Source organism: Roseateles sp. (genome assembly GCF_965262435.1).
Lineage (GTDB): Bacteria > Pseudomonadota > Gammaproteobacteria > Burkholderiales > Burkholderiaceae_C > Paucibacter_A.
In genome coordinates this window covers 945682-958034 of sequence record NZ_OZ253537.1, presented here as the reverse complement: position 1 = coordinate 958034, position 12353 = coordinate 945682, and the positions used below count along the sequence as shown (strand labels likewise).

The 12353-nt window shown below is 66.5% G+C and carries 7 protein-coding genes; 4 read left to right on the top strand and 3 right to left on the bottom strand.

Features of this window, described 5'->3' with window-relative positions; all coding sequences use genetic code 11:
• The first annotated feature begins 4 nt into the window (after positions 1-4).
• The 3 genes from ACQY39_RS04260 to ACQY39_RS04250 are packed head-to-tail and all read left to right on the top strand — an operon-like array spanning position 5 to position 5601.
• On the top strand, positions 5-1855 hold the full coding sequence (locus ACQY39_RS04260; RefSeq protein ID WP_428503711.1) for an ABC transporter substrate-binding protein: 1851 nt from the start codon (positions 5-7) through the stop codon (positions 1853-1855).
• Complete coding sequence (locus tag ACQY39_RS04255) at positions 1855-3720, top strand: ABC transporter substrate-binding protein (RefSeq protein WP_428503709.1); 1866 nt, start codon at positions 1855-1857, stop codon at positions 3718-3720. Before ACQY39_RS04260 ends, ACQY39_RS04255 begins: the two co-directional genes overlap by 1 nt.
• A gap of 24 nt (positions 3721-3744) precedes the next feature.
• Positions 3745-5601 carry an ABC transporter substrate-binding protein gene (locus tag ACQY39_RS04250; RefSeq protein ID WP_428503707.1) on the top strand — a complete coding sequence of 619 codons (1857 nt, stop codon included), beginning with the start codon at positions 3745-3747 and terminating at the stop codon, positions 5599-5601.
• Positions 5602-5625: 24 nt separating this feature from the next.
• On the opposite strand, the gene ACQY39_RS04245 is transcribed toward ACQY39_RS04250, so the two are convergent.
• From ACQY39_RS04245 to ACQY39_RS04235, 3 genes are all read right to left on the bottom strand, one after another.
• Positions 5626-6066: a pilin gene (locus ACQY39_RS04245; protein WP_428503705.1), complete on the bottom strand. Its 441-nt coding sequence runs from the start codon at positions 6064-6066 to the stop codon at positions 5626-5628.
• Between the two features lie 186 nt (positions 6067-6252).
• The gene (locus ACQY39_RS04240; RefSeq protein WP_428503703.1) at positions 6253-6690 is read right to left on the bottom strand and encodes a pilin; all 438 of its coding nucleotides are present in this window, start codon (positions 6688-6690) and stop codon (positions 6253-6255) included.
• A 314-nt stretch (positions 6691-7004) separates the two neighbouring features.
• A complete protein-coding gene (locus ACQY39_RS04235; RefSeq protein ID WP_428503701.1) occupies positions 7005-7796 on the bottom strand; it encodes an MBL fold metallo-hydrolase in 792 nt (263 codons plus the stop codon).
• 244 nt (positions 7797-8040) lie between these two features.
• On the opposite strand from ACQY39_RS04235, the gene ACQY39_RS04230 reads away from it, so the two are divergent.
• Complete coding sequence (locus tag ACQY39_RS04230; RefSeq protein ID WP_428503699.1) at positions 8041-12351, top strand: DEAD/DEAH box helicase; 4311 nt, start codon at positions 8041-8043, stop codon at positions 12349-12351.
• Positions 12352-12353: the final 2 nt, after the last annotated feature.

Sequence of the window (12353 nt, the reverse complement as noted above, 5' to 3'; positions counted from 1 at the left end):
CGCCATGACACTGTTCACGACGCCGCGGCGGGCCCTGGCCTGCTGGACCAAGCGACTGCTCGGCGCAGGCCTGCTGCTGGCCATCGCGGCCGGGCCCGCACAGGCCACACCAGAGGCCAGCAACGAGGGTGCGCCGCGCGTGCTGCGCTACGCCTTTCGCATCGCCGAGACCGGCTTCGACCCCGCCAAAGTGCAGGACATCTATTCACGCACCATCACCCAGCACATCTTCGAGTCCCTGCTGACCTACGACCATCTGGCGCGGCCGGCCCGGATCAAACCGCTGACCGCGGTGGCCCTGCCCGAGGTCAGCGCTGATTTCAAGACCTGGACTGTGCGCATCCAGCCGGGCATCTATTTCGCTGACGACCCTGCCTTCAAGGGCCAACGGCGCGAGCTGACCGCTGCCGACTATGTCTACAGCTTCAAGCGCTTCGCCGACCCCGCGACCAATAGCCCGGCCTGGGACGCACTAGAAGAAAACCACTTGCTCGGGCTCAACGAATACCGCGCCGAGCTGGCACGCAGCAAGCAGGCCTTCGACTACGAACGCCCGATCGAAGGCCTGCAGGCCCTGGACCGCTACACCTTGCAGATCAAGCTGGGCCTGAGCCGCCCCCGTTTCGACCAGCTGCTGGCCGACGGCAGCTTGTTCGGCGCCGTGGCGCGCGAAGTGGTCGAGGCCTACCCGCAGCGTTCCATGGAACACCCGGTGGGCACGGGGCCCTTCCGCCTGGCCAGCTGGCGGCGCAGTTCGCTGATTGTGTTGGAACGCAACCCCGGCTACCGGGAACGTTACTACGACGCACAGCCGCGCGTCGACGACGCCGAGGGTCAGGCCTTGCTGGCCCGTCTCAAGGGGCGACGCCTGCCCATGATCGACCGGGTGGAGGTGTCCATCATCGAAGAGAACCAGCCGCGCTGGCTGTCCTTCCTGAACGGCCAGTTCGACCTGATCGACCGGGTGCCGGAGGACTTCATCAACCAGGCCATGCCCGGCGGCACGCTGGCACCGGGCCTGGCCAGACGCGGCATCCAGGGCTACCGCGTGTTGACCTCGGACGTGCTGTTCACCGTCTTCAACACCGAGGACCCGGTGATCGGCGGCAACCAGCCGGAGCGCGTGGCCCTGCGCCGCGCCATGGCCTTGGGCACGGACACCGAACGCGAGATCCGCATCGTGCGGCGCGGCCAGGCGATCGGTGCGCAGTCCATCCTGATGCCGCACACCACCGGCTATGACCCGCAGTTCAAGAGCGAGGGCGGCGACTACGACCCGGCGCGTGCCCGCGCCCTGCTGGACCTCTACGGCTACATCGACCGCGACGGCGACGGCTTCCGCGAGCAGCCCGATGGCAGCCCCCTGCGCCTGGAGAGCCTGAGCACGCCGGAGAGCTTCCAGCGCCAGATCGACCAGATCTGGCAAAAGGCCATGGCCCAGATCGGCCTGCGCATCGAGTTCAAGACCGCCAAGTGGCCGGAGAACCTCAAGGCCATGCGGGCCGGCAAGTTCCAGATCTGGTCCTTGGCCAGCTCGGCCGCCGCGCCCGATGGACAGGACGCCCTGGGCCTGTTCTACAGCCCGCGCACCGGCGGCAGCAATTACGCACGCTTCAAGCTGCCGCTGATGGACAAGCTTTACGAACAAGCCAATGCCCTGCCCGATGGCCCCGAACGGGCGGCCGTGTTTGCCGAGGCCAAGCGTGTGGCCGCAGCTTACGCGCCCTACCGCGCGCGCGGCCACCGCCTGCTGACCGATCTGGCCCAGCCCCGGCTGATCGGCTACCGCCGCCCACCGTTCTGGCTGAACTGGTGGGAGTATGTGGACATTGACACCGAGAAAGCACCACGCTGATGAGGCTGCACAACCTGGTCACGAGATGGCCCCTGAAACTGGCCAGCGCCGCGTGCCTGGCCTTGAGCCTCGCAGCCGTCGCAAGCCCCTTGGCGCCATCAAGCCAAGTGGCCCAAGTAGCGCAGAAAGCCGAAGCCGCCAAGGTCTTGCGTTATGCCTTCCTGGTGGCCGAGACCGGCTTTGACCCGGCCCAGATCAGCGACACCTACTCGATGACGGTGACGCCGCACATCTTTGAGGCGCTCTACACCTACGACTTCCTGGCCCGCCCGGTCAAGGTCAAGCCGCTGACAGCGGCCGCCATGCCCGAGGTTTCGGCTGATTTCCGCACCTGGACGATCAAGATCCAGCCCGGGATTTACTTCACCGATCACCCCGCTTTCAAGGGCCAGAAGCGCGAGTTGGTGGCCGCCGATTACGTCTACAGCTTCAAGCGCTTTGCCGACCCGGCGCTGAAGAGCCCCATGTGGAACACGGTGGACGAATGGGGCGTCAGCGGCCTGGCCGCCTTGCGCCAAAGGGCGCTGAGCAGCAAGCAGCCCTTTGAGAGCAAAAAGCCCATCGAAGGCCTGCAGGCGCTCGACCGCTACACCTTGCAGATCAAGCTGGACCAGGGGCGCCCGCGCCTGCTGGAGCAATTGGCGCGCAGCGACTTGTTTGGCGCGGTCGCCTGGGAAGTGGCCGAGCAGTACGGCCGCGACACCATGGAGCACCCGGTCGGCACCGGGCCCTTCCAGCTCACGGAATGGCGCCGCAGCTCGCGCATGGTGCTGGAGAAGAACCCCGTCTACCGCGAGCGCTTCTACGATGCCGAACCCAATGCCGACGATGCCGAGGGCCAGGCCTTGGCCGCCCGCTTCAAGGGCCGGCGCATCCCCATGATCGACCGGGTGGAAATCGCCATCATCGAGGAGAGCCAGCCGCGCTGGCTCTCCTTCCTGAACCGGGAGCATGACTTTCTCGAACGCCTGCCCACCGACTTCGTCAACGTGGCCATTCCGCATGGCAAGCTGGCCCCCAATCTGGCCAAGCAGGGTATGAAGCTGAGCCGGGTGCTGGCGGCCGACAGCGCCTTCACCTACTTCAATATGGAGGACCCCACCGTCGGCGGCTACGGCCCCGAGAAGGTCGCGCTGCGGCGCGCGATTGCCCTGTCCATCGATGTCGAGAGCGAGATCCGGCGCGTGCGGCGCGGCCAGGCCATCGTCGCGCAGTCCATGGTGCTGCCCCACACCAGCGGCTACGCCGAGACCTTCAAGAGCAGCAACGGCGACTACAGCGCGGCGCGCGCCAATGCCCTGCTGGACCTGTATGGCTATGTCGACCGCGACGGCGATGGCTGGCGCGACATGCCGGACGGCAGCCCGCTGGAAATCGAGGTGGCCAACCAGCCCGATGCCTTGTCGCGCCAGTATGACGAGCAATGGCAGCGCAACCTCAAGGCGGTGCGCATCAAGGTCCGCTTCCTGCACGGCAAATGGCCGGAACAGCTGAAGATGGCCCGGGCTGGCAAGCTCATGCTCTGGTACCTGGGCACGGTGGCCGCCGCGCCCGACGGCCTGCCGGCGCTGCAGCGCCTCTACGGGCCGCAAGCCGGCAACCAGAATCTGTCGCGCTTCAAGAACAGCGAGTTCGACGCCCTCTATGACCGACTGCAACTGATGCCTGATGGCCCCGAGCGCGAAGCCCTGTTCCTGCAGGCCAAGCGCATTCAGGCGGCCTATATGCCCATGAAGACCCATGTCCATCGCCTGGTCTCCGACATCTCCCAGCCCTGGTTGATCGGCTACCGCCGGCCCTTGTTCCGCTACGACTTCTGGCAGTACCTGGACATCGACACCGAGCGCCTACCCACGAAGCGCTGAGCCCTCAGAAGAGACTGAACGACGATGCAAAGACGTGAGCTGATGGCCGCCGCAGGCCTGCTGGTGGCCAGCCCTTGGGCCCAAGCCTTGCCCGCAAGCACCGCCACGCCGAAGCGCAAAGTGCTGCGCACCGCCTTCAACTCCGCCGAAGTCGGCTTCGACCCCGCCCAGGTGTCCGACCGCACCTCGGTGGCAGTCAACGCCCATATCTTTGAATCCCCACTGACCTATGACCTGCTGGCGCGGCCGGTGCAGTTGCGGCCGCAGACCGCCGCCGGACTGCCTGAGGTGTCCGCTGATTTCAAGCGTTTCGTCTTCACCATCCAGCCCGGCACCTTCTTTGCCGATGACCCCGTCTTCAAGGGCCGGCCGCGCGAGCTGGTGGCGCAGGACTACGTCTACACGGTCAAACGCTTCTACGACCCGCTGCTCAAGACCGAGCATCTCTACCAGTTCGAGAACGCCAAGATCCTGGGCCTGAGCGAGCTGCGCGAACAGGCCATCCAGCGCAAAACGCCCTTCGACTACGAGCGCGAGGTGCCGGGCTTGCGGGCCTTGGACCGCTACCGCTTCGAGGTGCGCCTGGCCGAGCCCGACCCGCGCTTCGTCCACCTGTTCGCCAATGCCGGCTACACCGGCGCCATGGCGCGCGAGGTGGTGGAGGCTTATGCGGCCGATCTGCTGGCCCACCCGGTCGGCACCGGGCCCTTCCGGCTGAAGAGCTGGCGGCGCAGCTCGCAGATCGTGCTGGAGCGCAACCCCAGCTTCCGCGAGCAGATCTATGAAGCCGGCGAGGTGCCGCCCGATGCCCAGAGCCAGGCCATTGCCCGGCTGCTGAAGGGGCGGCGCCTGCCCATGCTGGACGAGATACAGATCAGCATCATCGTCGAGACGCAACCGCGCTGGCTGGCCTTCAATGGCGGCGAGCTCGACCTGCTGGAGATGCCCACCGAGGTGGCTCCGTTGGCCCTGCCGGGCGGGCAGCTGGCACCCAATCTGCGCAAGCGTGGCGTGCAGGTCTTCCGGAGCCATGGTGCCGACATCGGCTTCAGCTTTTTCAATATGGAGGACCCGGTGGTCGGCGGCCTGTCCGCCGAGCGCGTCGCCCTGCGCCGGGCCATCACGCTGGCCTATGACAACGAAGCGGAAATCCGCATCGTCTACAAAGGCCAGGCCGTGCCGGCCCAGTCCATGCTGCCGCCCATGGTCTATGGCCACGACCCCGCCTTGCACAGCGAAGTGGGCCGCCACGACATGGCGCGCGCCCGCGCCTTGCTGGACCTCTACGGCTACGACAAGCGCGATGCCGAGGGCTACCGCCTGCAACCCGACGGCAGCCGCCTGACCCTGCGCCGCGCCGGCACGGCCGGCAGCTCACGCCAGCGCCTGATCGACGAGCTGTGGAAAAAGCAGATGGACGCGCTGGGCCTGCGCATCGAGTTCGAGTCGGCCACTTTTGGCGAGCTGATCAAGAAGGCCCTGGCCAGCCAGCTGATGATCTGGGGCTATGTCTGGGACCTCGGCGCGCCCGATGCGGACTTCCTGCTGAGCATGGGCTACGGCCCCAACGCCGGCCAGAGCAATGACGCCCGCTTCCAGCTGCCCGCCTATGACAAGCTCTATGCCCAGCAGCGCCTGCTGGCCGATGGGCCGGAACGCTACGCCATGATCCAGCAACTGAACCGCCTGCTGCTGAGCTATATGCCTTACCAGCCGCACCACCACCTGATGCGAGTCGATCTTTGCCAGGCGGGGGTCGAGGGCTTCATCCGCCAGCCGTTCACGAGGGATGCGTGGCGGTTTGTGGATCTCAACGATCAACTTATGGCAGCTGCTGTTGTACGGCCCGGTGTTCGAAGTCGAACGATTTGCAAGGCTTAAAGAGCGTCGATCAGAAAATTCTGACTAAATTTGCTTGGGTAGCAATTGGGCAGGTGCAGTGCTACTGGTATCGACGGTCCAATTCATTGACCGGTTCTGGCAAGAACCTTTGATGACCAAAGTATCCCCTGCACTAACATCGCCAAATTTCTTCAACGTGACCGTTACGTATAGACCATCTGCACTCACGTCTGAGGCAGAGATAGAAGCAACAACCTTTGCGGTTGCAAAGGCTGAAGGTGTACTCACGCCCAATTGAGCATCTGTAGCGCTCCGTAAGGCATTCATTCCGCATAGTTCCGAAGCCGAGAGCAAAACAGTTTGCACCACAGAGACTGCTTCGCTCATGCGCGCTCTATCCACATAGCTGCGGTAGACAGGTGTCGAGATTGCAACAAGCCCCCCAAGCACCAGCAACGCCACAAGAATCTCGATCAAAGTAAACCCAAAACCACGAGATTTCATTGAACGACTCCTTTATCCTTATGCACCCTGAGAGTTCCAAATAAATCGAATGCACTTTGATTGCAAACGAAGCATTCTTTGAAACCAAATCCAAGCAACTTCACATTAAATTTAAAGCCTTCAATAGTGAAAAAGGGCGGTCTCTTTGGACCGCCCTTCATTCAGATAAATCTTACTTACAAGCTATCAAGTCTTCGGATAGAACTTGGTCGGAACGGAGCCTCCTACCGTGGTGATGCATGACGCGCCGGCGGTGCATGTCACGGTGTAAACGACATTTTTGCCATCAATTGCCGTGTCGTTGAAGCCTCGCATAACGATGGTCACGGTACCAACAGTTGCACTGGTACCTGCAGCAGTCACCGAAGCTACATACTTACCAGTGATGGAACCTGCCGCTGCCATACCCAAATCAGCATTGGCCGTAGTCGCGCTCAAACTTCCATCATTGAACGCAACGTTGATGTTCTTGATTGCTGTAGCGGCCAAAGCAGAAGCCTCAGACATCTTGCCCTTGGTTGTGTAATCCTGATAAGCCGGCAACGCCACGGCTGCCAAGATACCGATGATCGCCACGACGATCATCAGTTCGATCAGTGTGAAACCTTGTTGGACGCGCTTCATGGTGAGTACTCCTGCAAAAAGTGAACGGGGGGGTAGGGACACACCCCCTGAATGCAGGGGTCGTGCCAGGGCTGAACCCGCCCGATTGCGTGAGAAAGCGCACGAATGGCGGCGCCTGTCGGGTTTCGACTGACAATTTTTGTCAGTCACCCCCTCAATCCGGCCGACATAAAGTGCCAAGTGACAGTTCTTGTCAGTTCATCCCGAGGCCGCCCGATCAAAGGGGCGGCGGAATGCAAAACGGCAGCCGGAGGGGCTGCCGTTGTTCTAACCAAGGCTAGCAGCCTCGGGCCTGCATTTTCCTTGGGCTGATCTCAAACCGCCGGCGCGCCGCCCAGCTCCATCACCATGCCCGCCGCCAAGGCGCTGATCCGGTGGCCGCTAGCGAGGGCGGCGACTTCGGCCATCACGGCCTGGCCCTCGCCTGGTTTGATATGGGTGATCTGCACCTGCACCGAGCCGCGCAGCTGGGCCAGCTCGGCGCCGAGGCGGGCGGGGCTCAAATGCCGGCTGAGGTCGGCCAACTCCTGCTCCTCGTTGCTGAAGGCGGTCTCGATCACCAGGTGGCTGACCCGCAGCTTGGCCAGCCGGGCCCAGAGCGCCGGGTTGGGGCCGGTGTCGCCGGTGAAGACCCAGTGGCCCTCGGCGCCGGCCACGGCAAAGCCGCAGGCCGGCACGGTGTGGGCGGCGCTGAGCACCTCGATGCGCCGACCGCCCAGGTCCAGCACATCGCCCACCTCGAAGGCATGCAGGCTCAGCACCGGCCGCGCCGCGCTGGGCAGGCGGGTGAAATCGGGCCAGATCACGCCGTTGAAGATGTGCCGGCGCAGCGCCTCCAGGGTGGCCGGCAAGCCATGAACCTGAATCGGCGGCCGGCCGGCCTCGGCGCGGATGCGCAGCACCGAATCGGCCAGCAGCGGGATCGACAGCACATGGTCGAGATGGGAATGGCTGACCAGGATGTGGTCGATGCGGGCCAGGTCCTCCAGCGCCAGATCGGCCACACCCGTGCCGGCGTCGATCAGCACATCGTCGTCGAGCAGGAAGGCGGTGGTCTTGTAACCGGCCGCAATGGCGCCGGAACAGCCGAGGACGCGAATTTTCATGAGGGGCATCAAAAGGGACGGTGTGGCTGTCGCGGCGCCGCTCCATACCGGCGCCGTGTGACAGGGCCCTCCAATGTACTGAGCCCCAGCGTTGAAACAAGGGAGCATTACCGGCTTTGCCGGCACAAAGGCGCAGACCCAGGCCGCGCATCGGAGCGGCGTGATTTGCAGCACACCGGCTCGGCCGCCAGCGCGCTTGGCATACTCGCGCCTCCAAGAGAGAGAGAAACAAGAGTGCGCGCCCATGGCCAAGAAACCCGCCCCACCTGAAACCCTGCCGCACAGTCCGCTGCCCGGCAAGGCAGGCCTCAGCCGTGAGCAGCTGCAGGACATCGTGGCGCAGGCCAAAGCCAGGCAAGCCGGTGCACCGGAGCCGGCCGCGGGTGGCGAACTGGACATCAGCCGGACCGACGAGCAGGCGGTGCTGGACGCCCTGCTGCTGAGCGGCGGCGGGCGCGGCGCGGCCGGCTTGCTGCAATGGCTGCAGGCGGTGGACGCCAGCCGCCAACCGTCTGGCCGGCCCTTCGGCGCCAGCCACGTCAACGAGGCCCTGCAGTCCCTGCGCCGCCAGGGCCTGGTGGAGCTGGTGCCCGGCCTGGGCCATGCCGCCGACCTGAACACCCACCGGGAACGCCTGGAAGCCCTGCTGCTGGACAAGGAAGCCCGCAAGAGCTACTGGAAGCGCCTGGCCTGGGTCTACGGCGGTGGCTATGGCGAGGTGACCCGCAAGATCAACTGGATCAGCTTTCGCAACGAGGCCGAGAAGCTGCAGATGCTGCGCCTCTTCATCCATTCGGGCCTCACCCAGACTGACTTCCACACCCATATGGACGCGGAGCTGGCCGAGCTGCGCGACCCCGTTCTTTTGCTCAGTGCCATCACCGAGCCCTGGTCGCCCGCCTTGCTGGAAGCCATGGCCCCCGACCTGCGCAGCGAGCTGCTGAGCCTGTGCATCGACCTGCTCCATGTCGGCGACAGCCGCGCCCAGCGCATCAAGCAATGGTTGCAGCAAGGCTTCGCGGCGGCGCCGGCGCAAATCACGCCGGCGCTGCGTGCACGCCTGGCCGAAGCGCGCCTGCTGGCGCTTGATTTCAGCGGCATGCGCCAGCTGCTGAGCGGCCTCGCTGGCCCCAGCCTGCCGCAGTACGAGGCGGCGGCGCTGGCCGCGCAAGGCCAGTGGGCGGCCGCCATCGCCCAGTTCGACATGGCCATCAAGGACATCCGCAAAATCTCCGGCGCGCGCCGTGCGCCGCTGAGCGCTGACCTGACCCGCATCTATGTGCTCTGCCACCTGGCCCAGGACGATGCGCTGGCCTGGGCCGCCGCGCGCAAGTTCTGCATCAGCGAGTCGGGCTCGCGCAAGCCCTCGCCGCAAGAGCTCTGGGGCCGCTGGGCCCATGTCATCGGCAGCCGCCTCGGCGAGGACAGCCTGGACCCCGATGCTCTGGCCCATCTGCCCGGCCTGGAGTCGCGCGAGCACAGCCTGGGCCATGCGGCCGACCGCCTGCTGCTGGCCGCCTGGCTGAACAAGCCCGCGCCCGGCTGGGACGGCGCCGCCGTGCAAGGCCTGCTGGAACGCCTGCAGGCCAGCGGCCAGACCTGGTTGGCCGCGGCCGTGGCCCAGTCCGCCGAGCGCCTGGAGCTGGGCTCGTTCAAGGTCGATCTGGGCGGCATGAGCGCGCCGGCCAGCTTCCTGAGCGCACCGCGCGAGCCCTGGCGCGATGCCCTGGCCGCCATCGCCACCTTGGGCGACGAGAAGAAGAGCAGCGCCAGCAGTGAGGGGCCCGAGCTGGCCTGGGCCCTGAGCTTGGACAAGGAGGGCCGGGTGCAGGATGTCGAGCCTTTCGAGCGCAGCCTCAGCGCGCGCGGCGTGCTCAAGCTGAAAGAAGTCAGCCTGGGCAAGCTGAAAAAAAACGGCGCCGCCCATGCGCGCGACAACGCGGTGCTGCGCCATATCGAGCGCAGCCTTTACGGCGGGGCCAACAGCTGGCAGCTCGATGTCGCGCAAGCCGCCATCGCCTTGATCGGTCACCCGGCCCTGATGTTCGCCGATGCACCGGGCCAGTGGGTCGAGCTGGTCGAGGCCCAGCCCGAGCTGGAGGTGCGCCGGCGGCCGAGCGCGGACGGCGGCGGCGGCGAACAGTTCGAGTTCCACATCCACCCGCCCCTGATCGCCAGCGAGCCGCCACGCCTGTTCGGCTGGCTGGGCAACAGCCACGACACCGAGAGCGCCAAGCGCGACGCCTTGCGCGTGCTGCGCGACGGCCCTCAGAACGCCCGCCTGATCCGCATCAGCAATGCCCAGCGCCGCGTCGCGGAGCTGGTGTCCCAGGGCTGGTCGGTGCCGGTCACGGCGAATGCCGAGTTAGGCGCCGCACTGCAGGTGCTGAGCGCCCATTTCCAGCTGCACAGCGATGCCGCGGCCGGCCAGCTGGTGGCCGGCGACAGCCGCCTGCACGCCCGCCTGCTTCCCTTGGGCGAAGGCCTGCAGCTGCAGCTGGTGGCCCAGCCCTTTGGCAACTTCGGGCCGGCCGTCACGCCGGGCCAGGGCCGGGCGCGTTTGATGTGCATGCATGAAGGCGTGAGCCTGGCCACCGAACGCGATCTGCTAGCCGAGCGCGCGGCCCGGGCCGCCGTGCTCGAGGCCCTGCCCTTCCTGGACCCCGAACTGGCGCCTGAATCACCCTGGCAGCTGCTCGACGCCGAGGAGGCGCTGCGCGCGGTCGAGGTGCTGCCCGGCCTGCCCGGCATCGCCGCACTCGACTGGCCCAAGGGCAAGCCGCTGCGCGTGACGCCGCTGGCCAGCGCGGCCATGACGGTGGGCGTCAGCAGCGGCCGCGACTGGCTGGGCCTGAGCGGCGAGGCGCAGCTGGATGAATCGCGCGTGCTTGGCCTGCAAGAGCTGATGAAGCTGGCGCGCGAATCGCGCAGCCGCTTTGTGCGCCTGGGCGAGGGCGAGTACCTGGCCCTGAGCGAACAGCTGCGCCAGCAGCTGCGCGACCTCGATGCCCTGGCCCAGGCCAAGAAAGACCAGCTGCAGCTGCCGCAGGCGGCCGCCTCCTGGCTGGAGGAAACGTTGGAGGGCATGAGCGTCGCCGGCGATTCACCCTGGCAGGCGCGCATGGACGCCCTCGGCCACGCCGCACGCAGCGAACCGGCCCTGCCCAAGGGCTTGCGCGCCGAGCTGCGCGGCTACCAGCTGCAGGGCTTTCAGTGGATGAGCCGCCTGGCTGCGGCCGGCCTGGGCGCTTGCCTGGCCGACGACATGGGCCTGGGCAAGACGGTGCAGACCCTGGCCCTGCTCTTGCAGCGCGCCGAACTGGGCCCGGCCCTGGTGCTGGCGCCGACCTCGGTCTGCGGCAACTGGCTGGCTGAGACGGCGCAGTTCGCGCCGGGCCTGCGCTGCAGCATCTACGGTGAAGACGCCGACCGCGCCGGCCTGATCGCCGCCGCCGGCCCCGGTGACGTGGTGGTGATCAGTTATGCCCTGGCCCAGATCGACGCCGAAAGCCTGGCCGAGAAAGCCTGGGCCACCCTGGTGATGGACGAGGCGCAGGCGCTCAAGAACGCGGCCACCAAGCGCGCGAAATCGGTGGCCGAGTTCCAGGCCGGCTTCCGCCTGGCGCTCTCGGGCACACCGGTGGAGAACCGCCTGGCCGACCTCTGGTCCATCATGAACCTGATCAACCCCGGCCTGCTGGGCAGCGCCAGCCAGTTCAACGAGCGCTTCGCCGGGCCGATCGAGAAGCAGCAGGACAACGCCGCCCGCCAGCGCCTGCGCCGCCTGGTCTCGCCCTTCCTCTTGCGGCGGACCAAGCAGCAGGTCTTGCAAGACCTGCCGCCGCGCACCGAGATCGTCCATCTGGTGCAGCCCAGCAGCGAGGAAAAGGCCTTCCTGGAGGCACTGCGCCGCAATGCCCAAGACGCCGTGTCCGCCGCCGCCAAGGCCGGCCAGCCGGCACCGATGCAGGTGCTGGCCGAGCTGATGCGCTTGCGCCGCGCTGCCTGCGACCCACGCCTGGTCGCGCCCGAGCTGGGCCTGCTGGGCTCCAAGCTGGGCGAGTTCGAACGCATCGTGCGCGAGCTGGTCGAGGGCTCGCACAAGGCCCTGGTGTTCAGCCAGTTCACCGACTACCTGGCCCTGCTGGCCGAGCGTCTGCAGGCCATGGGCGTGCCCTTCCAGTACCTGGACGGCAGCACGCCGGCGGCCGAGCGGACCAAGCGCGTGGCCGCCTTCCAGCGCGGCGAGGGTGAGGTCTTCCTGATCAGCCTCAAGGCCGGCGGCTTCGGCCTCAACCTGACCATGGCCGACTATGTGCTGATCGTCGACCCCTGGTGGAACCCGGCCGCCGAGGACCAGGCCACCGGCCGCGCCCACCGCATGGGCCAGCAGCGCCCGGTGACCGTCTACCGCCTGGTGACCGCTGGCTCGGTCGAGGAGCGCATCATCGACCTGCACCGCGACAAGCGCGGCCTGGCCGATGGGATTCTGGAAGGACAGGAAGAAGCGACGGTGCTCGACGCGCAGGCGCTGGCGGCGCTGCTGCGCGGCTGAAG

Coding starts and splice junctions, on each gene's coding strand:
- ACQY39_RS04260 (WP_428503711.1), top strand. CDS start 5: ATGACACTGTTCACGACGCCGCGGCGGGCCCTGGCCTGCTGGACCAAG.
- ACQY39_RS04255 (WP_428503709.1), top strand. CDS start 1,855: ATGAGGCTGCACAACCTGGTCACGAGATGGCCCCTGAAACTGGCCAGC.
- ACQY39_RS04250 (WP_428503707.1), top strand. CDS start 3,745: ATGCAAAGACGTGAGCTGATGGCCGCCGCAGGCCTGCTGGTGGCCAGC.
- ACQY39_RS04245 (WP_428503705.1), bottom strand. CDS start 6,066: ATGAAATCTCGTGGTTTTGGGTTTACTTTGATCGAGATTCTTGTGGCG.
- ACQY39_RS04240 (WP_428503703.1), bottom strand. CDS start 6,690: ATGAAGCGCGTCCAACAAGGTTTCACACTGATCGAACTGATGATCGTC.
- ACQY39_RS04235 (WP_428503701.1), bottom strand. CDS start 7,796: ATGAAAATTCGCGTCCTCGGCTGTTCCGGCGCCATTGCGGCCGGTTAC.
- ACQY39_RS04230 (WP_428503699.1), top strand. CDS start 8,041: ATGGCCAAGAAACCCGCCCCACCTGAAACCCTGCCGCACAGTCCGCTG.